General features: G+C 67.1%; 21 protein-coding genes, 1 tRNA gene and 1 pseudogene. 19 read left to right on the top strand and 4 right to left on the bottom strand.

Annotated elements, in window-relative coordinates:
- Window positions 1–41: 41 nt before the first annotated feature.
- Window positions 42–479 carry a hypothetical protein gene (locus MW290_RS25550; RefSeq protein WP_250197154.1) on the bottom strand — a complete coding sequence of 146 codons (438 nt, stop codon included), beginning with the start codon at window positions 477–479 and terminating at the stop codon, window positions 42–44.
- A 334-nt stretch (window positions 480–813) separates the two neighbouring features.
- Between MW290_RS25550 and MW290_RS25545 the strand changes: the two genes are divergently transcribed.
- Complete coding sequence (locus MW290_RS25545) at window positions 814–1,395, top strand: phage antirepressor N-terminal domain-containing protein (RefSeq protein WP_250197153.1); 582 nt, start codon at window positions 814–816, stop codon at window positions 1,393–1,395.
- Between the two features lie 6 nt (window positions 1,396–1,401).
- On the opposite strand, the gene MW290_RS25540 is transcribed toward MW290_RS25545, so the two are convergent.
- Complete coding sequence (locus MW290_RS25540) at window positions 1,402–1,779, bottom strand: hypothetical protein (RefSeq protein WP_250197152.1); 378 nt, start codon at window positions 1,777–1,779, stop codon at window positions 1,402–1,404.
- Window positions 1,780–1,900: 121 nt separating this feature from the next.
- Between MW290_RS25540 and MW290_RS25535 the strand changes: the two genes are divergently transcribed.
- The 16 genes and pseudogenes from MW290_RS25535 (at window position 1,901) to MW290_RS25460 (ending at window position 19,433) form a co-directional block, all read left to right on the top strand.
- A complete protein-coding gene (locus MW290_RS25535; RefSeq protein WP_250197151.1) occupies window positions 1,901–2,227 on the top strand; it encodes a hypothetical protein in 327 nt (108 codons plus the stop codon).
- A 78-nt stretch (window positions 2,228–2,305) separates the two neighbouring features.
- Window positions 2,306–3,355: pseudogene (locus tag MW290_RS33370) on the top strand (portal protein); the annotation flags it as partial.
- Window positions 3,356–3,695: 340 nt separating this feature from the next.
- Complete coding sequence (locus MW290_RS25525; protein ID WP_250197149.1) at window positions 3,696–4,823, top strand: N4-gp56 family major capsid protein; 1,128 nt, start codon at window positions 3,696–3,698, stop codon at window positions 4,821–4,823.
- A gap of 65 nt (window positions 4,824–4,888) precedes the next feature.
- On the top strand, window positions 4,889–5,362 hold the full coding sequence (locus tag MW290_RS25520; RefSeq protein ID WP_250197148.1) for a hypothetical protein: 474 nt from the start codon (window positions 4,889–4,891) through the stop codon (window positions 5,360–5,362).
- An 86-nt stretch (window positions 5,363–5,448) separates the two neighbouring features.
- Window positions 5,449–5,961, top strand: coding sequence for a hypothetical protein (locus MW290_RS25515; protein WP_250197147.1), 513 nt, complete (start codon window positions 5,449–5,451; stop codon window positions 5,959–5,961).
- Window positions 5,962–6,039: 78 nt separating this feature from the next.
- Window positions 6,040–7,347, top strand: a complete 1,308-nt coding sequence (locus tag MW290_RS25510) for an SGNH/GDSL hydrolase family protein (RefSeq protein ID WP_250197146.1) — start codon at window positions 6,040–6,042, stop codon at window positions 7,345–7,347.
- 86 nt (window positions 7,348–7,433) lie between these two features.
- Window positions 7,434–8,114, top strand: coding sequence for a phage adaptor protein (locus MW290_RS25505; RefSeq protein WP_250197145.1), 681 nt, complete (start codon window positions 7,434–7,436; stop codon window positions 8,112–8,114).
- Window positions 8,114–8,737, top strand: a complete 624-nt coding sequence (locus tag MW290_RS25500) for a phage adaptor protein (RefSeq protein ID WP_250197144.1) — start codon at window positions 8,114–8,116, stop codon at window positions 8,735–8,737. Before MW290_RS25505 ends, MW290_RS25500 begins: the two co-directional genes overlap by 1 nt.
- A 9-nt stretch (window positions 8,738–8,746) precedes the next feature.
- Window positions 8,747–10,357 (top strand): hypothetical protein, encoded by a 1,611-nt coding sequence (locus tag MW290_RS25495; RefSeq protein ID WP_250197143.1) that lies wholly within the window; start codon window positions 8,747–8,749, stop codon window positions 10,355–10,357.
- Window positions 10,354–12,111, top strand: coding sequence for a phage tail protein (locus MW290_RS25490; protein ID WP_250197142.1), 1,758 nt, complete (start codon window positions 10,354–10,356; stop codon window positions 12,109–12,111). Before MW290_RS25495 ends, MW290_RS25490 begins: the two co-directional genes overlap by 4 nt.
- Window positions 12,111–12,383: a hypothetical protein gene (locus MW290_RS25485; protein WP_250197141.1), complete on the top strand. Its 273-nt coding sequence runs from the start codon at window positions 12,111–12,113 to the stop codon at window positions 12,381–12,383. Before MW290_RS25490 ends, MW290_RS25485 begins: the two co-directional genes overlap by 1 nt.
- On the top strand, window positions 12,380–13,126 hold the full coding sequence (locus MW290_RS25480) for a hypothetical protein (protein ID WP_250197140.1): 747 nt from the start codon (window positions 12,380–12,382) through the stop codon (window positions 13,124–13,126). Before MW290_RS25485 ends, MW290_RS25480 begins: the two co-directional genes overlap by 4 nt.
- Window positions 13,127–13,138: 12 nt before the next feature.
- Window positions 13,139–13,777, top strand: coding sequence for a DUF4376 domain-containing protein (locus MW290_RS25475; RefSeq protein ID WP_250197139.1), 639 nt, complete (start codon window positions 13,139–13,141; stop codon window positions 13,775–13,777).
- 56 nt (window positions 13,778–13,833) lie between these two features.
- Window positions 13,834–14,481, top strand: coding sequence for a GNAT family N-acetyltransferase (locus MW290_RS25470; RefSeq protein ID WP_250197138.1), 648 nt, complete (start codon window positions 13,834–13,836; stop codon window positions 14,479–14,481).
- 19 nt (window positions 14,482–14,500) lie between these two features.
- A complete protein-coding gene (locus tag MW290_RS25465; protein WP_250197137.1) occupies window positions 14,501–15,283 on the top strand; it encodes a hypothetical protein in 783 nt (260 codons plus the stop codon).
- Between the two features lies 1 nt (window position 15,284).
- Complete coding sequence (locus MW290_RS25460) at window positions 15,285–19,433, top strand: PLxRFG domain-containing protein (RefSeq protein WP_250197136.1); 4,149 nt, start codon at window positions 15,285–15,287, stop codon at window positions 19,431–19,433.
- Window positions 19,434–19,550: 117 nt separating this feature from the next.
- Here the strand turns inward: MW290_RS25460 and MW290_RS25455 are convergent, their stop codons facing one another.
- On the bottom strand, window positions 19,551–19,700 hold the full coding sequence (locus MW290_RS25455; protein ID WP_250197135.1) for a hypothetical protein: 150 nt from the start codon (window positions 19,698–19,700) through the stop codon (window positions 19,551–19,553).
- Here MW290_RS25455 and MW290_RS25450 point away from each other — a divergent pair.
- Both MW290_RS25450 and MW290_RS25445 read left to right on the top strand, forming a co-directional pair.
- Window positions 19,699–20,064, top strand: a complete 366-nt coding sequence (locus MW290_RS25450) for a hypothetical protein (protein WP_250197134.1) — start codon at window positions 19,699–19,701, stop codon at window positions 20,062–20,064. The two genes, MW290_RS25455 and MW290_RS25450, sit on opposite strands and share 2 nt — an antisense overlap.
- A 205-nt stretch (window positions 20,065–20,269) precedes the next feature.
- A tRNA-Gly gene (locus tag MW290_RS25445) sits at window positions 20,270–20,345 on the top strand.
- A 101-nt stretch (window positions 20,346–20,446) separates the two neighbouring features.
- Here MW290_RS25445 and MW290_RS25440 read toward each other — a convergent pair.
- Window positions 20,447–21,388, bottom strand: coding sequence for a LysR family transcriptional regulator (locus MW290_RS25440; RefSeq protein ID WP_250197133.1), 942 nt, complete (start codon window positions 21,386–21,388; stop codon window positions 20,447–20,449).
- Window positions 21,389–21,465 lie beyond the last annotated feature (77 nt).

Below are 21,465 nucleotides of genomic sequence, written 5' to 3'. Positions count from 1 at the left end.
TGGTCATCATGACCATGGTTGAACACCACTCGCGACTCTTCCTAGAAAAGCCGTTCGGCCTTCGAGCAAACGAAGGTGCCGCTGGTCAGGTGGTTGCGCCACTTCACATCTTGACCGCCGAACGTGCTGGCCGTCGTGGTCAAGACGCCCGTGAGGCGGTTTAGGTCGAAACTGGTTCTTGAGTGCATTCCATCGGTGACGGGCCAATCCTTCGAATGGCGCACCCAGTCTACAGAGAGCCTTACCGGAACCTCTTGGCACCCATCGGCAAAGCAGCCCCATGAACTTCCACTCACTTCTGCCGCTTGTGCGTCGGCCCGGATAACGATGGACAGTGTTGCTGGAGATTCGCTCCCGAGCTTTCCATCGAGCCACACCGCAGTCCTGCCTTCACACCGCAGTGCAGTGCCGTCGGTGCTTGCCGCATACGACGTGAGCGCGGCCGAGGCAATGATCGCAACCAGTAAACGTAAAGCCATGACATCCCCATTTGTGGGGCTCAATGTTGCCGCAATTGACGATTAGAATCTCTAACCTTATCGTCGCTTGAATCTACTCAAGGCTTCGTGCTTCAATGCGTGCTCGGGCTTGGCGGCCCGAAGGAACCCGCGGCTCAAGGCCGCGTCCCGCAGGAGCGGCCTTTTTCATGCTCAAGGCATGCCAGTTCTATGGCAGCCCGGGCGAGGAGGTCGCAAGACCTGCCGGCTTCCGCTCCGCGGGTTCCCCGGTCCGCCAACCTCGTTTCGGGCTGCCACCCTCTCTTGGCGGAGAGTGTGGCAGCGGTCAAACCGCATGGAACCCTGGAGGCCATTCATGGCTGACTCTCTCATCCCTGTGCCTTTCCATGGCACCACTCTCTACGCCTTCGCCCGCGCTAGCCGTGCGTGCGTCGTTCTGCAGTCGATTGTTGAGGCCATTGGCCTTGACTGGAAATCTCAGCACGCACGCATCACACGCCACCCGGTGCTTGGTTCCGCCATCTTCATTACGGAGATGGTTGCCGCTGATGGAAAGCGCCGCGCCGTATCGTGCCTTCCCCTGGACATGCTCAACGGCTGGCTGTTCGGCATCGACACGCGCCGCGTCAGGCCCGAGCTGCGCGAGAAGATCGTGGCCTACCAGACGGAGTGCTTCGAGGTGCTGGCCCGGCACTTCGGCATGCTGCCCAGCCGCCAGGCCGCGCCGGCCCTGACAACCGAGGATCACCCGCTGCGCAGCGCACTCGAACACGGCCGCTGGCTGGTGACCTTTCAGGCTGGGCGAGCCTCAATGACGCAGGTGGCCAATGACCAGGGCGTGTTTCGGTACGAGGACATCCCTGGCCTCATGGCCGACATGCCTACCGACCTCCTTCACCGCATCGTGACCGAAGGAGTTCGGCTGCTGCGGCCCTGACACGGCTCAGTAGCAGCTGGTGGTGGCCACGCCCGGCGTGGTTGCGACGGTAGTGCAGTTCACAGGCCTGCCGTCCAGCACATAGCTGCGCCGGGACTCCCGGCCCGCCGATGCTGCGCCGGCGAGCGCACCCACTGCCTGCATGTACGCCGCATCGCTCTGCCGCCGTGATGCCGACAGCGAGCTCACGCATTGCGCGTGAGCCGCACCTTCCAGCTTGAACTGTCGGCTGCAGTCGTCCGCCGCGATTTGTTCGTAGGTGCGGTGGTACCCCATGAGGCGCGCCATAGGCGAGCCGGGTACGAAGTTGTGTTCCGCGCAGCCTGCCGAAGCCACCGCAGCAGCAACAACCAAGGCTCGAAGCAAGACCGACTGAATGCGCATTTGACCCCTCCATTTTTGGACGCCGGAATTATTGCGTTTCACTCGCGTAGAACCTCTTGACGAAGCGCTAACGTGGCGCTTAGAGTGGAGTGGAGTTCTCTACTCAACCCCGGAGGGTTTCATGTCCCAACTCAACGCTTTCGCACCGGCAGCAGCACCGTGCCCTGCCAGCATCCGCCGCGTCTCGCCCCTGGGCTGGACCTTCGGCACGTCGCCCATCACCGCTGTCGTCAGCAAATCCGATCGGTGCCCCGCAGGCTGGCAAGACCTGCCCGGCGTGCGCCAGGTGTTCGTGATCGAAGAGGCCGCGGCGGCCGAGCTGAACGACGCCCAGCGTGAAGCCATCGCGTGGGCCGATGCCCACCTGAACAACGCCGGCCTGCCGACCTACAGCCAGCTGCTGGCCGCCGGCACCTGCAGCACGCCTTGCGAGGTGGCCCGTGGCTGACGCCACCAAGACCACGCCCGCGATGCAGCTGTTGGCCGCCGGGCACCAGGGCATGCGCGTCGACTACATCGGCCTGCTGTGGCAGTGCCGCCAAGAGCTGGAACAGAACGCGCCCGGCTACGCCGAAATGCTGCGCCAGCTGCAGGAGCACCTGCGCGAGCTGGGCAAGCGCTGGTATGCCGGCGACACCGCCGTGGTGGACGAGCTGCTGCAGCTGTACTGCATCGAGAAGGACGCGCGGCAGGCGCTGCAGGCCCGCGCAGCCCTCTCCGCTCCCGCACAAGATGCGCCAAGCGCGACGGCGAGCCCTACGGCATCGTGCGCGGCATCCGCGACATTCAGGACGACCTGAACAAGCGGCGCAGCAAGGCCCTCTACATCCTGTCGAACAACCGGATCGTGGTGGACGAGGGCGCGGTGGAAGACCTGGAGCAGCTGCGCCGCGAGGCTGCCCGCGCTGACGGTGTGATCGTCAAGAAGGCGGGCCTGGACCTGCGCCTGGAAAAGCCGGTGGCCGAGCTGGAAGGCAACGTCGAGCTGATGATGCAGGACGAGAGCCTCATTCAGGACGTGTCCGGCGTGCAGAGCGAGCTGCTGGGCAAGCAGACCAACGCCACCAGCGGCCGGGCCATCATCGCGCGCCAAGAGCAGGGCGGCATGGTGACCGCGGGCATCTTCGACAACCTGCGCTTGGGCATCCAGCTGCAGGGCGAGATTCAGCTGTCGCTGATCGAGCAGTTCTACACCGAGCCCAAGGTCATCCGCCTGGTGGGCGCCCGCACGCCGATGGAATGGGTGCAGGTCAACCAGCTGGACGAGACGACCGGCCAGGTCATCAACGACATCACCGCCCGGCAGGCCGACTTCATCGTCAGCGAGCAGGACTACCGGGCCAGCCTGCAGCAGGCCGCGGCCGAGCAGCTGGCGGACGTGCTGGCCAAGGTGGGCCAGTTCGCGCCGCAGATGGTGGTGCAGCTGCTGGACCTCTACATCGACCTGCTGGACGTGCCCAACAAGGAAGAGTTCGTCACCCGCGTGCGGAAGATGAACGGCCAGCGCGACCCGACCAAGGCCCCGACGCCCGAGGAAATCGCGGCCGACCAGCAAAACGCCCAGCGGCAGGCCGAGGCGCAGGAACTGCAGCGGCAGATGGCGCTGGCCCAGCTGGCCGAGCTGGCCGCCAAGGGCGACAAGGCCAAGGCCGAGGCCATCCGTGTGCGCGTGCAGGCCATGCTGGATGGTCATCACCGTGGAAGCGAAGAGCGGCCAGCGTGCCCGCCTTCGCCTCCGATTCGAGCAAGGGGTGGACGTGCGGCGCGAGCCGCAGCAGTCGCCCGCTTCCGCTGCCCCTGGCGGCGTTCAACCGCCCGAGCGCTGACGCGCAACGGCAAACCAGCGCCGCCCCACCCGGGCGGTTCCTTCAGGCTGCGCAGAAGTGCAGCCAGTGCCTCATCCATAGGAGCAACACATGGCACGCACCTTCGTTGGCGTCAACGACGCTCAGGCTGTCAAGAAGTGGTCCGGCCTTCTGGCCGTGGCCGTCAACAAGACGAGCTACTTCACTCGCAAGTTCATGGGCGAGGGCAAGCGGGCCAAGACGCCCATCCAGCGCATCACGGACCTCGAATCCGATGCCGGCGATACCGTCACGGTCGACCTGCTGATGCCGATGCGCATGGAGCCCGTTGTGGGTTCCGAAACGCTGGACGGCAAGGAAGAGGCGCTGCGGTACTACACCGACCGCATCGTCATCGACCAGGTGCGCGGCGGCGCCGACCTGGGCGACCGCATGACCCGCAAGCGCACCCTGCGCGACATCCGCGAGGATGCGCTGGGCGCGATGAAGGAATGGTGGGCGCGGCTCTACGACGAGCTGTTCTTCATCTACCTGTCGGGCATGCGCGGCTCGAACACGGGCTTTGTCTGGAGCGCGGGCAACCCCTTCTTCCAGATCAACCCGGTGACCGCCCCGGACAGCATGCACCAGATGTATGCCGGTACCGCGGTCAGCAAGGCCACGCTGACCAACGCCATGGGCATGGACCTGCGCCTGATAGACCGCGCTGTGGCCAAGGCAGAAACCATGGGCGGCGACGGCACCGATGAGCTGTCCATGCTGCCGTGTTCGGTGGGCGAGGGCGAGGACAAGTACGTGTCGCTGATGCACACGTTCCAGTTCGACTCGCTCAAGAACAACTCGGCTACCGGCCAGTGGCTGGACATCCAGAAGGCTGCAGCCGCGGCCGAAGGCAAGAAGAGCCCGCTCTTCACCGGTGCTGCGGGTGAGTACAACAACGTCATCCTGCACAAGCACCGCAACGTCATCCAGTTCAACGACGGCGGCGCCAGCGGCAACCTGCCGTGCGCCCGCGCGCTGTTCCTGGGTGCACAGGCTGCCTTCCTGTCGTTCGGCTCGCCCGGCACCGGCCTGCGCATGGACTGGACCGAAGAGGTCAAGGACCACGGCGACAAGGTGAAGATCGGCTCGAACTCGATCATGGGCGTGAAGAAGGCCACCTACAAGTCTTCGGACGGCGCCACCCAGCGCGACTTCGGCGTGATGGCCATGGACACCTACGCGGTGAACCCGGGCTGATCGCCGGCTGACCGCACCGCCGGGCCGCGCCGCGGCCTGGCTCACCATCTTTTCAGGAGATTCACATGGCTTCGTTCAAGACTGCCACCGCCCTGGGCGTGCGCCCGATGGCTCTGCCGGAATCGGCTGCCCTGGCCCTGGTGGCCATCGACATCAACTGGGCCGACTTCGGCACCATCGCCGTGGGCGACGTGGCCCACCTGGCGGACATCCCCGCCGGCTTCGAGGTGATGGACTGGCGCTTCATCACCGACGACATCGACACCAACGGCACGCCCACCGCGGCCTTCTCGCTGGGCTTCCTCAACGCGGGCAAGACCGCGCTCAACGGCGGCACCGACACCTGGACCGCCGCCGGCGGCGTCACGTCGCCGCAGACCGGTGGCCACACCGTGCCCACCGGCGCCACCGCGGCCAATGCCTTCCTGACGGGCAAGACCAGCGCCGTGCGCAGCGTGGGCCTGGTGGCAACCGCCGCCCCGGCCACTGCGGCCCTGGCCGGCAAGCGCGCCACGCTGATCCTGACCCTGCGCGGCTGATCGGTTCTTTCCTGGGGGTTTGGGCGGGGCTGCGGCTCCGCCCTTTTTTTGGCCCCCGCGTCTGTCCACAAACAGGAGCCACCCCCATGCCCACCTTCCGTACCAAGCTGAAGCACAACACTTCGACCGTGATCGAGGTCTTCGGCGAGTTCTTCACCTTCACCGGCGGCATCGGACTGCTGACCACCGAGACGCCGGCCGTGATCGAGCGCCTGCGCGCCATCCCCGAGGGCTTCGAGGAGCTGGGCGGCCAGGCCGACAACCGCCAGCGCGCCATCCTGCCGCCAGCACCTGCTGCGCCTCTCCCGCCGCCGGCCGAAGTGCCGCCGCCGCTTGAGCAGCTGCCCACCGCGCCGCCCGAAGGACAGGCCGCCGATGCGCCGCCGGCCAATCAGCTTCCTGCAGGCCAAGCCGCTGGCAGCACCGACGCGCGCCCATTCGTGCTGCGCAACGAGGCCGGGACCGAGCTGGACCTGGCTCTGCTGGATGACGACCAGCTGCGCGCCTTCGTGGTCGACAACGGCCTCAAAGTGCCCGGCCGTGCGAAGGGCGACACGCTGCGCAAGGCGATCCACGCCGCGCTGCAGCCGGCTGCTTAGGGGCGTTATCCCCAATTTGTGCCGCCTTGGCACCAACCACGCCCCGCCGACCGCGGGGCTTTTTCTTTGGAGATTTGAATGCCCAGCAGCAAGTGGCGCTCCGAGCGCTCTGGCCCCAACTGGTTGATGGATGAGCAGGGCCGGCTCATTGGCTACCGGGACGAACTCGGCAACGAGTACAAGATGCCGAACGAGCCAGCGGCCGGCGGCATCAGCGACAACGATGAGCCTTCATCCTCGGTGTCAGGGGGTGGTTTTTTGGCCACCACAAACATCGCGGCGCTTAAGTCATTTGCTCCGGTGCTCGCGGGCGCCACCTCAAGCGAGGTCTACATCACCGCGACCGGCGACAGCCTGATTCAGCTGGGCGGCGACACCACAAACCTAAGCAGCGACACGTTGGCCGAGCGTGACGGTTTCCTTGCACAGCTCCGCGCACAGCTGAACGCGCGTCTCGGCACGCCTGATGGCGGCCAGTGGATCGCCGTTGAGGCGGCTCCTTCCGATACGCGAGTGGCAAACAGCACGTCGCCAGCCACCACGCCAGTGAACCAGTTCGGCCCATACAACGCATATCGCAACAGCGGCGGCACCATCACGCAGCGCCGCGCGATGGCCCTGCAGTCGGCCGGTATGAGCATCACTTTCAACGTGGTGGGGCGCTACCTGGATGTGGAGATTTGGGAGAACGCCGGAACCTACGTTGGCACCGCCACTTGGACGGTGGACGGTGGTGGCGGCGGCACCATCAACAGTAACGGTGGCGGCGGTGCCACTGACACTTACCGCACCGTCCGCCTTGACCTTGGGACGGATGCGGCTCACACCGTCGTCATCAGCTGGGCGAGCGGCAACACCATGATTACGGGCGCCACCGTGACCCGGGGCCGCGGTGTTGTGACTCGCCGCTTTGGGTATGGCGGCAGCAAGGCCAGCACCTGGGTTGGGCTGACCGCAAAGCAGACGCGCACCAGCTTCCAGACGCTGACCACCCATCTGCACATCATCCGGTTTTCGTACAACGACTGGAACAACCAGGTGGCGGACGGCCTGACCATCGCACAGTTCCAAGCCAACATTCAAACGCTGATCAACGCCGCGCTTGCCAATGCAAGCGTCAAGGCGGTGCTTCTGGTGGCAGACCCAGCCACATCCAGTGCTGACAACAAGCCGATCAGCTATCGCGCTTTCGCTGACGCCATGAAAGCCTTGGCTGTCGGTCAAGTCGCATTCTTTGATGTGGATGCCGCCACGAACAGCACGTTTGCGGCCGGAAACAGTGCGGGCTACTACGTCGATTTTGTGCACCGCTCTGGCGGCGGGTATGGGGCCGAGACCCGCGCGCTTGCCGAAGTGCTCACGTCGTCGTCTCTGCTGGCTGTTTGATTCGACTGATCCCAATCCCCTGCCGGTGGGGCTGATGGCCCAAAACCAAGGCCCGCCTCGTGCGGGTCTTTCTCATGGAGGCCCGCATGAAGGGTTCCGACATCCTGACCCGCGCGCGCACCGCGCTCAACGATGCCGACGCGGTGCGCTGGACCGACGCCGAGCTGATCCAGTGGATCAACGATGGCTGCAAGTTCATCGTGGGCCTACGGCCTGACGCGGGCTCGCTGACGGCGGTGCTGACGCTGGTCGCCGGCACTCGCCAGTCGGTGGCCGGCATGGCGCCGCCGGGCCTGCGGCTTCTCGACGTCATCCGCGAGGAAGCGACCGGCAACGGCGTGCGCCTGGTGGACCGCGAGGTGCTGGACGCCGAGGTGCCCGGCTGGCACAAGGCCACGCCCGGCCCGGTGGACTGCTATGTCTTCGACAACCGCGACCCCACCACCTTCTACGTGTTCCCGCCCGCGGTGGCCGGCGCGCAGCTGGAGGTGATGTACGTGCGCGCGCCGGTGGAAATCAGCAGCGCGGACGTGTCCAGCGCCACGCTGACGCCGCCGGACGTGTTCCTGGACTCGCTGCTGAACTACGTGCTGCACCGGGCCAAGATGAAGGAAGGCGAGGGCATCGACGTGCAGGTATCGGCCGGCCTGCGCAGCCTGGCCGAACAGCTTCTCACTGGAAAGGCTTCCAGTGACCGGGCCTTCTCTCCCGACTTCAACAGCCCCGGCGCACGGCCGGCCCCTGGCGCGCTTTCGGGAGGTGTGTGATGGCCATGGTCAAGTGGAACGTGTTCGCGCCGCTGGTGGCGCCGTATGCCGCAGGTGCACCAGGCTTCACCATCGACGCCGCGGTGCGGCAGGCCGCCATCGACTTCTGCACCCGGGCGCTGGTGCTGCAGCGCACGCTGGCGCCGGTGCTGACGGTGGCCAACCAGGCGGGCTACGTGCTGCCGCTGGTCGATGAGGTCATGGCCAAGCTGCTGCACTGCCGGATCGGCAGCGAGGTGGCGGGCCTGCTGACCCTGCCCCAGCTGGACGCTCTGCAGCCGGCTGCCGGCGCGCCGCGTGCGGCCTACGTCATCGAAGGCGCCACCACGCTGTACCTGCACCCGGTACCGACGACCAGCGGCACGCCGGTGGTGGCCCGGGTGGCGGTGTGCCCATCGCAGGCAGCCAGCACCGTCGATGCGGCCCTGTTCGAGCGCTACGCCGCCGGCATCGCTGCTGGCGCCATCGACATCCTGTGCCGCACGCCGGGCCGGGCCTACAGCAACGCGGATGCGGCCATGGACGCCCGCGGCCGCTTCGAGACGGCCATCAACAAGGCCCGCACCGCCGCGTTCTACGCCTACGCGCGCAGCTCCCCGCGCGCCGCGGCCAGCTACTTCTGAGGCCTGCCCATGCTGCTGCGCTTCCATGGCTTTGCCGGGGCCAACAAGGCCCTGCATCCGCTGCTGCTGCCCGAGACGGTGGGCGTGGACTCGATCAACCAGCGTGTCGGCCGCGGCGACCTGCGGCCGGTGCGCCGGCCCAGCCAGGTGGCCACTGTGCCGGCTGGCCGCAAGGCGATCTACCGCATGGGCCGCGACGTGCCGGCGGACGGCACCTACTGGCTGTCGTTCGCGCAGGACGCGGACGTGGCCCGGTCCTTCATCGCTGACGACCAGGCCGAGCGCACCTACTGGACGGACGGCGTGCTGCCGAGCTGGACCGACAACACGCTGGGCCTGGGCGCCGCGCCATACCCCAACCCGCCCGGCATCCGGGTGCTGGGCGTGCCGGCGCCTGACGCGGCACCGCAGGTGCTGGTGGCCGCAGCCGGCACCGGCAACGACGAGACGCGGGTGTTCGTGACGGTGTGGGTGAACGACCGCGGCGAGCCCAGCGCAGCCAGCAACGCCACCACCATCACGGCCAAGGCCGGCTCCACCTTCACGGTGAACCGCAACGGCAGCATCCCGGTGGGCAGCTACGGGCTCACGTCCTGGCGGGTCTATGCCACCGTGCCCGGCGGCGGTACCGAGTTCTTCCTGGCCGGCGAGGCGCCGGTGGCCACTGGCTCCATCGCGTTCAGCGGCACTGTCAACAGCGCCGCGCAGCTGGACTCGCTCACGTGGGTCATGCCGCCCGCAGGCCTGCGCGGCCTGAAGCCGCTGTGGAACGGGATCATGGCCGGCTTCGTGGGCAAGAGCCTGCGCTTCTGCGAGCCCTTCCACCCCTACGCCTGGCCGGTGCAGTACGAGCTGGTGCTGGACGACACTATCGTGGCGCTGGCGCGCTGGGGCCAGAACCTCATGGTGCTGACGACTGGCCAGCCGTACCTGGTGACCGGCTCGCATCCTTCGGCAATGAGCAACCAGCCCACGGAGGTCAACCAGGCGTGCGTGTCGAAGCTGGGTGTGGTGGAGCACGGCCACGGCATCAGCTACCCATCGCCCGATGGCCTGATGTACGTGGGCAGCAGCGGCTGGAAGAACCTCACGCAGGGCCTGGCGCTGCGCGACGACTGGCAGGCGATGCAGCCCAGCACCATGGTGGCAGGCGAGTTCGAGGGCGCCTATGTGTGCAGCTACGGCACGGGCGCGGCGCGGCGCAGCTTCACGCTGGACCCGTTGAACCCCAGCGGCTTCTACTTCTACGGGCGGGCCTTCGACGCCTGCTTCCGCGACCCGGTGCAGGACGCGCTCTACGTGCTGGACAGCGCCACCGGCGCCGTGTCGAAGTGGGATGCCGGCGCTGCCGAGGTGGCCACCTTCGTCAGCAAGACCATGCGCACGGCCAAGCCCACGAACCTGGGGTGGGGCCAGGTGATGGCCGACGCCTACCCGGTGACGCTGACGATGTGGGCGCAGGGCCTGCAGCGCATGACGAACCGCGTCATCACCAATGGCCAGCCCTTCCGCCTGCCGTCCGGCTTCTTGGCTGACGAGTGGCGCCTGTCGATCGACACCGGCAACCCGGTGCAGGCCGTGATGCTGGCCAACACGCTGCAGGAGCTGCAAGCAGCATGAGCACGCCCACCATCCCCGACCTGCCCGACGTAGACCCGAAGAACCCGGACTCGCTGCGCCGGTTCATGGGCGCGCTTAAGGAGATCGTGCAGACCCGCGAGGGCCGGCGCGGCCAGAAGCTGGACAAGGCCGTCACCTTCCGCGACCTGCAGGACATCGGCATCGTGCAGCAGCAGCCCACCACCGGCGGCTTTGTGCCGGGTCCGGCCACCGGCGGCGGAGGTGGTACCGGCGGCACCGGCGGCAGCGGCAGCACCGACATGACGCCGCCGCCAGCTGTCGACCTGGCCGGCATGACCGTGACGGCCGGCTTCGCCAGCATCTTCATCGAGTGGCCCGCGCAGACCTACACCACTGGCGGCGGCAACGCCTACACGGAGGTGTGGGCCGCCACCTATGGCGGTACCGGCCCGCTGCCCACCTTCGCCAACGCCAAGCTGGTGAACCTGTCCGAGGCGCCCTTGTTCGCCTACACGGTGGGCCTGGGCGTGCAGGTGCACGTGTGGCTGAAGAACGTGTCCCGGGCCGGTGTGGCCCAGCTGGTACCCACCGGCGGCACCAACGGCAAAAGCGCGACGACCGGCAAGATCGGCAGCACCGACCTGGCGCCGCTCATCATCGAAGCGCAGCACATGAAGGACCAGTCGGTCATCCAGCGGGTGATCGCAGAGAAGGCCATCAACTACCAGCAGCTGGCCGATGGCGCGGTGCGCGTGCAGCACCTGCTGGTGGCGCCCACCAGCTTGGTGGTTGATCCGACCTTCGCCCAAGGCACCGCGGGATGGTCAGCCATTGGCTCATCAGGCTACTTCGTCGCCCGGTACCACAAGTCGCACCCGGCTGTGCCGAGCCCCACGCTACTGCCCACCGACTACGCGGCAGTGTTCGCCGGGCGAGACGCACAGATGCTGACGCGGCTGAAGGTCGAGCCCGGCGAGCAGTACAAGGCGTCCGTCTTGGTGCACAAGAACAATGACGTGCCATCGACCGGATGGGTGGCGCTGTTCTTCGACGCCAACGGAAGCTATGGGGCGGGACACGTCGCTCAAACCAGCTCCCCCGCCCCGTGGTTCCGAGTAGAGGACTCATTCACCGTTCCGGCGGGTGCTGTCACCATGTCGGTCGCGCCGTGGAACGGCCAGGCGCATGAGGGCACCATCGGCTCATGGTTCGCCAACCTGCAGGTGGAGAAGAAGAACGATGCCACCCTGATCGTGGATGGCAGCATTTGGGCGCAGCACCTGAAGGCCGGCGCTATCGCGGTGGGCACTGCAGCTATTGCGGACGGCGCCATCATCAACGCGATGATCGCGGAAGCGACCATCGAAAGCGCCAAGATCAAGAGCCTGTCGGCCGACAAGATCACAGCAGGCCGCATCGCGGTGGGGCAATACATTGCCAGTGCGGGCTTCAATTCAGGGAGCGCCGGGTGGGCAATTTGGGGAAGCGGTGATGCCGAGTTCAATAACATCACCATCCGCAATTCGACTTACACCGGCATCGTCTATGCTGGCGGCGGCACCATTGGCGGCATCCGCATCAATGCCTTCCAGTTCAACAACGACGGCTATGTCCCGGGCACCAGCGGCTTCGCGCTCTTCAGCAACGGCGGCGCGGAGTTCAACCAGGGCGCCACCTTCCGAGGTGAGCTTGATGTCGGCGGCAACAGCGGGCAGCGGGTCAAGATCACCAATGCCGGAGTGCAGGTGTTCAACAGCGGCAACGTCGCGGTGATCGAGCTGGGAATCTACTGATGGCCGAGCCGCTCTTTCGAGCGCGCGACAGCGCCGGCAATGTGGTGTTCGACAGCCGCGATGCTTATGCCGGCCTGTGCGTGGGCGTCATCGACGTTCCCGCCAATGCAGTGCAGGTGTACGCCTACCCGGACTACGTGGGCCGCTCGCTGAAGGTGTGCGGCATGTGGGGCCTCGATGCGTGGGGCGCCTCTGTGGACTATGCGCTGGGCTACCCGCGCGTCACCTTCTCTGCATCCTCGGCACGCACCTACGTGCTCTTCATCGTATGAGCAGCCCCATCCTTCGCGTCACCAATCCCGCGGGCGGCCTGGTGCTGGGTTCGCGTGCCTCGTTCGGGCTGAACTACATCGGCCAGGCCACGCCTATCAGCCTCACCCAGCCCACCGGCAATGCCGCGCTCTTCACCGGCCGCCGGGCCGGCAGCAGCGTGTACCGCATCACCAGCGTGAATAGGCCAGTGCCGTTCTACAAGCTGATGATGGGCCACACCATCCGCGTGAACAGCGTCGACAACGTGGGCGGCAACACCTGGGACATCAACGTCTTCTGCGGCAACACCGGTAGCGTGGATAGCGACGGCTTCGAGACGCAGGCCTACACCACGATCTACTGCTTCGCTGTGCCCACCGGCCACTCTGGCGTCGGGCTTCGGATCAATGACGACGCCGGCAACCTGCGCTGGTCAGTCACCGACACCTCAGGCCGCCTGTTGTTCCTGAAGGGCAGCTTCTCGCTGGCCGGCACCGCGGGGGAACTGGACGGTGACTTCTCCATCCCTTCGCTGGCAGTGCCTGCGCTGCTGGGCACGCCATCGAGCCGCCGCCAGAACAGCCTTCCGGCCGGATCCCTCTTCGACAACCGGCAGCTGCGCTTCGGCTTTCAGCAGCTGTCCGGCACCGTGGTGCGTCAGTCCAACTACTTCCAGCGGAAGTGGCGGGACGACGGCGATGTCACCAACATCAACTCACCTGCGCCGCTGGATGTCATGGTCATCGACGCCAGCGGCCTATAACCGGAGCACTCCATGCCCATCAACAAGACCATGACCGCACCGAACGGGGCGGCCGTCACGTACCACAAGCCCGGCTCTGCCGAGGTCAATTACCAGCAGGGCGTGGCCGTGGTGCGCGTCTTGAGCTGGGCCAACCAAGCGTCGCACGATGCCGCCGCCGGCAACAACCCAGTGTGGAGCTGGCCCATCACCATCGCCATCGCGGACGTGGCCAACGTCGAGCTGGCCATCACCACGTCCGGCATCTTCGCCGGTGGCTCCATCGTGGCCGACCTGTCCGGCGGCCTGCCGGCGCGGCGCGCGCGGCACTGGGCGTTCATCAAGCAGCAGAGGGAAGCCCGCGAGTACGCCGGCTTCACCTGGGATGGCTCGACCTTCGATAGCGACCCGGACTCGCGCGCGCGGATCACCGGCGCCGTGATCGAAGCGCAGGCGCTGGGGCCTGAGTTCACCCGCACGTGGCGCCTGGCCGACAACACGCTGCGCGTGCTCGACGCCAAGGACATGCTCGAAGTGGGCAGGGCGCTGGGTGCGCACGTTGGGCGGGTGTTCGACATCGGCAACGCCCTGTACCAGCAGATTCAGGCTAGCGATGACCCGGAATCCATCACCTGGCCGGCGAGCGTAGAAACACAACTCTCTGAGGCGTAGAACGTCTAAACTCGCGGGGTCCGCCACGGCGGCCAACCCCCTGACCCCGCGAGCTGATGACCACGCCGATCAACCGTTTCCGCGCAGCTGTCGCGGCCCACCTGGGCCAGGCCCTGACGCCGGATATCGCCGCCGCCATCGAAGCGGCCACGTGGTTCCAGCCTGCTGCGCACCTGCCGACCTTCGAGCCCGCGGAATACCGCGGCTACGTGATCGGCGTGGAGCGCTTCACCGCCGCGCTGCCCGAGCTGCACCAGCTGCATGTCCTGCACTGGCGCGAGACGGAAAAGCACCGCCACGGCCTGCCCCTCAACCCCGACTACGCCCTGATGGCCGAGCACGAGCGTGCTGGCCGCCTGCTGCAGTTCACCGTGCGCCGGGATGGCGTGCTGGTGGGAAACCTGCGCATGTACCTCGGCGTGTCGGCCCATAGCGGAACCCCTTTCGCGGTGTTCCCCACTCGCACCCGCGAGCCGGCGGCCGAAGAGGACACGCTTTTCCTTCACCCCGAGCACCGCGGCGGGTTCCTCGCCGTGCAGCTGCTGCGCTACGCAGAGCACGTGCTGGTGGCGCTGGGCATGCGCGAGATACGCGCGGATTCAAAGCTCATCAACCGGGCCGACGTGCTCATGCGGCGCTTGGGCTACCAGCCCTTCGCGCTGAAGTTCGTGAAGATCATCGAGGGGGAAACCCATGTGTGCTGACGCACCAAACACCGACGGCATGAACGAGGCCGCCCGCGCCAATGCCGAGGTAGCAAAGGAGGCGCTGGCCTTCTACAAGCAGGCCTACGCCGACCAGGCGCCGATGCGCGATAAGGCCGCGCAGACCGCGCTCGAAGTGAGCCAGCAGCAGCTGGCCAGCTCGAAGCTCAACGACACCATTTCCAAGGACTACTGGGACTACCAGAAGAACACCTTCCGGCCCTTGGAAGAGGGCATCGTCGCCGACGCGCAGCAGTACGACACGCCCGAGCGGCGCGAGCAGGCCGCGCAGGCAGCCGCCGCGACCATGGGCACCACCATGGCGAACACGCGCGAGGCCGCGGCCATGCGCAACGCCAGCATGGGCGTGAACCCCAACAGCGGCCGGGCCGCCGCGCTCGACCAGCAGACCGGTGTGGCCGAGGCCGCCGCCACCGCCGACGCCATGAACGGCGCCCGCGACAAGGTGGAGCTGCAGGGCTACGCCCGAAAGATGGACGCGGCCAACCTGGGCCGTGGACTGGCCAGTAGCCAAGCCACCAGCGCGCAGGTGGCGCTGTCCGGCGGCACGTCCGCGGCGAACACCGCCGCCATGCCGGTGCAGCAGGCGCAGTCGGCCGCAGCCATGGCGGGCCAGGGCTTCACCACGGCCATTTCTGGCTTCGACAGCGCCGGCTCGATTTACGGGAAGGAGGCATCCATTCAGGGCCAGTACGGAGGCAGCGACCTCATTGGTGGGCTGGGCACGATGGCGGGCGCCGCCGCTGGCCTCGGCTGGTCCCCGTTCAAGAAGGGTGGCTGACATGAGCAATCGAGGTGGACTCGGCGCGTTCCTGGCCGGCATGGCATCGGGCTACCGCGAGCGCGACATGCGCAAGCGCGAGGCCGAGCTGCCCGAGCTGCGCCGCCAGCTGGAAGCCGCCGGCCAGTTCAAGGACGCCGCGGAGCTACAAGGCAAGCGCGACCGCCTGGAAGAGGTGGTCCGGCTGCTGACGACCGGCGCCCAGCCGCGCGACCTGCAGCTGATGGACGACTTCGGCAACCTGTTCACGGCGCCGCGGCCGGCCGCCGCTGACGACTTCGGTGACGGCTTCTCGCCTGTTGCGCGCGAAGAGCAGAGTGAATACGATGCCGGCTATGAGCCCGATGAAGCCAACCAGCAACCTGCCGCGGGCGAACCTGCCGCCGCTGACGCTGTGCGGCGGGGTGCCGGCCCCGTTCCTGCTGACGGAGCCCAGCCCCGAATCCGAGTGCGCGCCCTCGGCATCGCCGAGCGAATCGTCCGAGAAGGCACCCAGGCCCTCACTGGCCTCGACGCCAGCACTCCCGACGACCTAGCCGCGCTGGCGCAGGTCTTCCGTGACCCGCGGTACGAAACCTTCCGGGTCTTCCTGACGAAGGGCGACACCATCGTCCACTCCACCGGCGTGTCGTCGCGCATGCCGGGCTTCTCGCCCATGGTCCCGCACGGGATGACGGCCGAGCAGTACGTGCAGTGGCTGAAGGACCAGCTGCAGGCCACCGGCGCGGACGGGTACTACATCCTGCACAACCATCCGAGCGGCGACCCGACGCCCAGCGATGCGGACAGCCGGCTGACGAAGTGGCTGGGCGCGCAGGTGCCTGGTATGCGGGCGCACGTGGTCATCAACAGCAACCGTTACGCGGTGATGAGCGGCGACGGCGAGGCCTACCGCGTGGAGACGCGAGACTTCGGGCCCGACAAGCTGCTGGTGCCCAGCAAGCCTTCCGCGGCCCTCGGCAAGTCGATCACTTCGGTCAAGGCGCTGGTGCAGCTGGGCCAAAGCCTGAAGCGCCCCGGGTGGCTGACGCTGGTTGGCACCGACTCGAACGGAGAGGTGCGGGCCATCGGTGACGCGCCGGCCGAAATCCTGCGCAAGAACTACCTGTTCCTGGCCGCCGCGGCGCGCCGGTTCATGCGGCAATCCGGCTCGCAGTCTGTCTTCCTGGTGGGCGACGATGGCGACGTGGCATCCATGCCCGTGCGCATGGCGATCAAGAACGGCGTGCTGCGCGATGCGGTGGGCGATGCCGGCCGCAGCCTGCAGCAGCAGGGCCTGTTTGCTGTGCGCAGCGAGTTCGCCGGCACGCCAGCACGCAACGTGGCCGAGAGCGTGCCGCTGTACGACACCCTGCGCAGCGGCGACACGCTGGCCAAGCTGCAGCAGAAGCTGGCCGATCACTTCCAGTCGAAGAAGGTCTTCAACTGGTGGCACCGCACGGTGGGCACGCAGTTCCACAAGGCCAAGGTGCACAAGGGCTTCGGCCGGGTGTACGAGGCCGCGCAGGCTTTCATCAACGATGTCTCCTTCGTGGCCAACGATGCCGCCGACCTGGCGCCGGGCATGCTGCCCAAGCTCGACCAGCTGGCCGACCTGAAGAAGAAGCTCAAGCTGTCCGAGGCCGACCAGGCCGCGGTGGCCAAGGCGGTGTTTCAGGGCACGCTGGGCGACGAGCGCGTGTACGACGAGGCCGAGCTGCGCGACAAGTTCAAGCTGACGGACCCGCAGATCGGCCTGTACCAGCAGTTCCGCGCCGCGGTGGACAAGAGCCTGGACTTCCTGGCCGCCGGTGAGGTGGCGCGCTACCTGGGCCGGCAGCTGTCGGAGTTCCCGCCCAGCCTGCGCCGCATGGTCAGCGACGGCCGCCTGGGCGAGTTCCGCACCACCGTGAAGATGATCGTCAAGGCCCAGCAGTCGGAGGCCAAGGCCGAGCTGGAAGACCTGCAGAAGCGCCAGCAGCGCGAGCGCGACAACCTGGCGGCCCGCCGGCGCCGCGCGGTGGACAACGCGCAGGGCGGCCTGACCATGATCATCGAAGAGCGGTTCGACCGGGAAGCGCAGGAGCTGAAGAGGCAGCAGGGCGACGCGCGTGCCCGCGCCGAGCGCAAGGCCGAGCTGTGGGACAAGGTGGAGGCCGACATTGCCGAGAAGTACATCAAGATCGACAACCTGAAGACCGCCGGCTACGCGCCCCTGATGCGCTTCGGCCGCTTCACGGTCGACGTGGTGAGCCAGGCGGAAGAGACCCCCGGCGAGCGCCTGTTCTTCGGCATGTACGACACGGAGGCCGAGGCCACCGCGGCGGCCCGCCAGATGGCCGAGCGCTTCAAGGACATGCAGCCGGTGGTGACGCAAGGCATCGCCAGCCAGGAGGCCTACAAGCTCTTCGCGGGCATGAACCCTGAGACGCTGGCCATCTTCGCGGACCACGCCGCCATGGATGGTGCCAGCCGCGACCTGTTCGAGAAGTACATCAAGGATGTTGCTAGCAGTCGAAGCGCGCTGAAGCGCCTAATTCGACGTAAGGGCATCGCGGGCTATTCGGAAGACCTGCCGCGCGTGCTGGCTGCCTTCCTGACCAGCAATGCCCGCGCCACGTCGGCCAACCTGCACATGGGCGAGCTGGACACGGCGGTGGACGCCATCGGCAAGGCCGAGGGCGACGTGCGCGACGAGGCCCAGCGCCTGCGCGACTACGTGCGCAACCCGACCGAAGAGGCGGCCCGGGTCCGCGGCCTGCTGTTCATGCAGTACCTGGGCGGCTCCATCGCGTCGGCCATGGTCAACCTGACCCAGCCCGTGACGATGACCCTGCCGTGGCTGTCGCAGCACGGCGGCCCTGCCAGCGCCGCCAAGCGCCTGACCGCCGCGGTGCGTGATGCGCTGCGCAAGGAGACGGGCGACCCCGAGCTGGACAAGGCGCTGGCCAAGGCCGAGAAGGAAGGCATCGTGTCGCCGTCCGAGATTCACCAGCTGCAGGCCGAGGCCACGCGCAACCTGGGCAACTCGCCCGCGCTGCGCAAGGCCGCCTTCGTGTGGGGCTCGCTCTTCCAGCTGGCCGAGCAGTTCAACCGGCGCGTCACCTTCATCGCGGCCTACCGCGCCGCGGGTGACGCAAAGGCCAAGAACGCCTTCGAGTTCGCGGCCGGCGCCGTGGACGAGACGCAGGGCGTGTACTCGAAGGCCAACCGGCCGAACTGGGCCCGGGGCGCGGTGGGGAGCACCCTCTTCACCTTCAAGCAGTACAGCGTGGGCTATCTGGAGTTCCTGGCCCGCCTGCCGCGGCGCGAGCAGGTGATGGCGCTGGCGGTGCTGGCGCTGTTCTCCGGCCTGCAGGGCCTGCCCTTCATGGACGACGCCGACGACCTGCTGGACGCCTTTGGCCAGCACGTCCTGGGCCGCGACACCAATGTGAAGGCATGGAAGGACAAGGCGCTGGCACAGGCCTTCGGCGAGCCGGTTGCGCAGTTCATCCTGCGCGGTATATCTGCGAGCGGTATTCCCGTTGACGTTTCCGGCCGGCTGGGCATGGGCAACCTGATCCCGTCCACCGGCTTGCTGCGCAAGGACAACACCGGCGGCGCCAGCGACCTGGCAGAGCTTGGCGGGCCAGCGTTTACGATGATGCGAAGCTACGGTAAGGCGGTGGCCAATCTGGCAGCAGGCAACCTCGGGGAGGCCGCAAGCAACGCCGCACCAGTGGCAGTGGCCAATGCCCTGAAGGCGCTGGACATGGCCGAGACGGGCGCCTACCGCGACACCCGCGGTCGGGTGGTGATGGAAACGGCTTCCAGTGACGCCGTGAGCAAGGCCATCGGCTTCCAGCCGGCCAAGGTGGCGGCCGAGCAGCGCCGGATGCAGACCGCACAGCAGCGCATCACGCTGGCCAAGACCGTGGAGGCGGACATCGCCGGCCTGTGGGCGGACGGCATCTTCCTGCAGGACCAGGCCAAGGTGAAGCAGGCGCGCGAGCAGCTGCAGAGCTGGAACGAGAGCAACCCGGAGAGCCGCATCGCCATCAGCATGCCCCAGGTGCTGAAGCGGGTCCGCGCCATGCGCACCACTCGGCAAGAGCGGGTCATCAAGGCGGCGCCGAAGGAAATGCGCGCCGGTGTCAAGGAGGCTGTGGGCGCCGGAGTTCGTGAATAGTGGCACGCGCCGGAGCGGGGTGGCTCACCCCTTGAGCCTACCGCCCGGCAAGCTGTTTTGAGGGTTGCAAACAACACCGACAGGCAAGCGTCAAGACGGTTACGTCAGTGAAAGCGCTTACTCCCCCAGTCTGATGGCAGGCCCCTGCACGATCATGCAGGGTGCAACGGTAAAGATTTGCAGCAACAGGTACATTCTTGGTGCGTTAAGTGCTCCCTTAATCTTCTCTTCAGCTGCTTCAGTAATGAAACTCGGGTCGTTGGTCATGTCGGTATCTGCTTCGGTGGAAGGAACCGTCTTTGTGGACTTTCAAGGCGTGCTGGGTAATTCAGAGCTTGAAATGCTCGCGGGCGAAGCGCCCGGCTTTGTCGAAGCCACAGGCGTTCGCTGCGTGGTGGCGAATATTCAAAAGGTGGCGGACGTGACGACCGCCGCGAAACGTGTTTCGGTGCTGTCAAGGGTTGCCGCAGAAAGCAGCCTGGAAAAGCGCCCACGCATCGTGATCGTGGGAAGATGCGCCGGTGGATGCGGCCCGTGCGAGGCCACCTACAAGCCGCTTGCGGAGAACGCCGGCCTAGTAGTTGACTGCGCTAGTACACCATCGGCGGCCCGTGCGCTGGTGGGGCTCTAGAGGGAAGGTGGGTTGCGTAGAAGTCGCACGCAGCTAAGTGGTTGATTTACAAGGCTGCCTGCGGATTGCAAATCCGTCTAGTCCGGTTCGACTCCGGATCGCGCCTCCAAAAAAAGTGCTTGCAGCACAGCTGATGTTCTGGCTAGAATGCAAGGCTTGCCGGTAACCAAGCTGGTGAGTGAGTAAGAGAAGTCAGTAAGACAGCGCGGGAATAGCTCAGTTGGTAGAGCGCAACCTTGCCAAGGTTGAGGTCGCGAGTTCGAGCCTCGTTTCCCGCTCCATATTCGGGTGCTGCAGCCCAAGCCGATGTGCCCAGGCTGCAGGTGCCAATCAAGGGGAAGCCACAGGCTTCCCTTTTTGTTTTGTGCGCCCGCTCCCAGCGCTAGCCCATTGCGAAGCCGCCTGACAGCGCCTGCCGCAGGCAGTCCACCACGGCGCTCACCGCGCGTGGGGTCTGCGGGCTCCAGGGGCGGATCGCATACACCGCATCGCCGAAGAAGCCCACGGGCCGCCAGCCAGGCAGCACCTCGCGCAGCCGGCCGGCGCGCAAGGCCGCGGCGGCGCTGAAGTCGGGCACCAGCGCGATGCCCAGGCCGTCCAGCACCGCATCGCGCAGCAGTTCCGAGTTGTTGGCCCGCAGCGGGCCGCTCACCGTCACCTCGATGCGTTCGGGCTCGGGGCCACCGCTCTGCCCGCGCTCGAACTGCCAGATGGCGGGGCCGGGGCGCAGGTAGGCCAGGCAATCGTGGCCGGCCAGCGCCGCGGGATGGTCGGGCGTGCCGCGCTGGCGCAAGTAGCGCTGGTTGGCCACCAGCAGCGTGCGCGAATCGCAGAGCTTCCAGGCCACGTGGTCGTCGGGCGGGGCGCTGGTGTGCCGCACCGCCAAGTCGAAGCCTTCGCGCGCCAGCGGCACCAGCCGGTCCGACAGCTCCAGGTCCACCCGCACCTGCGGATGGGCGCGGTGGAAGGCCTGCAGCGCCGGGGCCACATGCTGGCGCCCGAGCGCCACCGGTGCACTGATGCGCAGCACGCCGCTGGGCGTGGCGGCCTGGTCGCGCACGCCGGCAAAGCCGCGGGCGATCTGCTCGAAGGCGCCGCGGGTCTGGTCGACCAGCTGCTGACCGGCCGGGGTCAGCCGCACGCTGCGGGTGGTGCGCTGCACCAGCGGCACGCCCGCGGCCCGCTCCAGTTCCACGATGCGCTGGCTCACCGCCGCCTTGCTCACCGACAGCCGCGCCGCGGCCCCGGTGTAGCTGCCGCTGTCGGCCAGCACGCCCAGCCAGTGCACATGGGCCCAGAGGCCGGCCACGTCTTGTTGGTTCATGGGGTGATTGTTCAGATCCATGAACAATGCGTCCAGCCTGAGTGGCTGGGCAGCGGTTGGCCGCGCTTCTAGACTCG

Source organism: Aquincola tertiaricarbonis (assembly GCF_023573145.1).
Lineage (GTDB): Bacteria > Pseudomonadota > Gammaproteobacteria > Burkholderiales > Burkholderiaceae_C > Aquincola > Aquincola tertiaricarbonis_B.
This window is presented reverse-complemented; position numbering and strand designations above follow the sequence as displayed.

What these genes read in the sequence shown, in the direction of transcription:
- MW290_RS25550 (WP_250197154.1), bottom strand. Translation starts at nt 479, where the DNA reads ATGGCTTTACGTTTACTGGTTGCGATCATTGCCTCGGCCGCGCTCACG.
- MW290_RS25545 (WP_250197153.1), top strand. Translation starts at nt 814, where the DNA reads ATGGCTGACTCTCTCATCCCTGTGCCTTTCCATGGCACCACTCTCTAC.
- MW290_RS25540 (WP_250197152.1), bottom strand. Translation starts at nt 1,779, where the DNA reads ATGCGCATTCAGTCGGTCTTGCTTCGAGCCTTGGTTGTTGCTGCTGCG.
- MW290_RS25535 (WP_250197151.1), top strand. Translation starts at nt 1,901, where the DNA reads ATGTCCCAACTCAACGCTTTCGCACCGGCAGCAGCACCGTGCCCTGCC.
- MW290_RS25525 (WP_250197149.1), top strand. Translation starts at nt 3,696, where the DNA reads ATGGCACGCACCTTCGTTGGCGTCAACGACGCTCAGGCTGTCAAGAAG.
- MW290_RS25520 (WP_250197148.1), top strand. Translation starts at nt 4,889, where the DNA reads ATGGCTTCGTTCAAGACTGCCACCGCCCTGGGCGTGCGCCCGATGGCT.
- MW290_RS25515 (WP_250197147.1), top strand. Translation starts at nt 5,449, where the DNA reads ATGCCCACCTTCCGTACCAAGCTGAAGCACAACACTTCGACCGTGATC.
- MW290_RS25510 (WP_250197146.1), top strand. Translation starts at nt 6,040, where the DNA reads ATGCCCAGCAGCAAGTGGCGCTCCGAGCGCTCTGGCCCCAACTGGTTG.
- MW290_RS25505 (WP_250197145.1), top strand. Translation starts at nt 7,434, where the DNA reads ATGAAGGGTTCCGACATCCTGACCCGCGCGCGCACCGCGCTCAACGAT.
- MW290_RS25500 (WP_250197144.1), top strand. Translation starts at nt 8,114, where the DNA reads ATGGCCATGGTCAAGTGGAACGTGTTCGCGCCGCTGGTGGCGCCGTAT.
- MW290_RS25495 (WP_250197143.1), top strand. Translation starts at nt 8,747, where the DNA reads ATGCTGCTGCGCTTCCATGGCTTTGCCGGGGCCAACAAGGCCCTGCAT.
- MW290_RS25490 (WP_250197142.1), top strand. Translation starts at nt 10,354, where the DNA reads ATGAGCACGCCCACCATCCCCGACCTGCCCGACGTAGACCCGAAGAAC.
- MW290_RS25485 (WP_250197141.1), top strand. Translation starts at nt 12,111, where the DNA reads ATGGCCGAGCCGCTCTTTCGAGCGCGCGACAGCGCCGGCAATGTGGTG.
- MW290_RS25480 (WP_250197140.1), top strand. Translation starts at nt 12,380, where the DNA reads ATGAGCAGCCCCATCCTTCGCGTCACCAATCCCGCGGGCGGCCTGGTG.
- MW290_RS25475 (WP_250197139.1), top strand. Translation starts at nt 13,139, where the DNA reads ATGCCCATCAACAAGACCATGACCGCACCGAACGGGGCGGCCGTCACG.
- MW290_RS25470 (WP_250197138.1), top strand. Translation starts at nt 13,834, where the DNA reads ATGACCACGCCGATCAACCGTTTCCGCGCAGCTGTCGCGGCCCACCTG.
- MW290_RS25465 (WP_250197137.1), top strand. Translation starts at nt 14,501, where the DNA reads ATGAACGAGGCCGCCCGCGCCAATGCCGAGGTAGCAAAGGAGGCGCTG.
- MW290_RS25460 (WP_250197136.1), top strand. Translation starts at nt 15,285, where the DNA reads ATGAGCAATCGAGGTGGACTCGGCGCGTTCCTGGCCGGCATGGCATCG.
- MW290_RS25450 (WP_250197134.1), top strand. Translation starts at nt 19,699, where the DNA reads ATGTCGGTATCTGCTTCGGTGGAAGGAACCGTCTTTGTGGACTTTCAA.
- MW290_RS25455 (WP_250197135.1), bottom strand. Translation starts at nt 19,700, where the DNA reads ATGACCAACGACCCGAGTTTCATTACTGAAGCAGCTGAAGAGAAGATT.
- MW290_RS25440 (WP_250197133.1), bottom strand. Translation starts at nt 21,388, where the DNA reads ATGAACCAACAAGACGTGGCCGGCCTCTGGGCCCATGTGCACTGGCTG.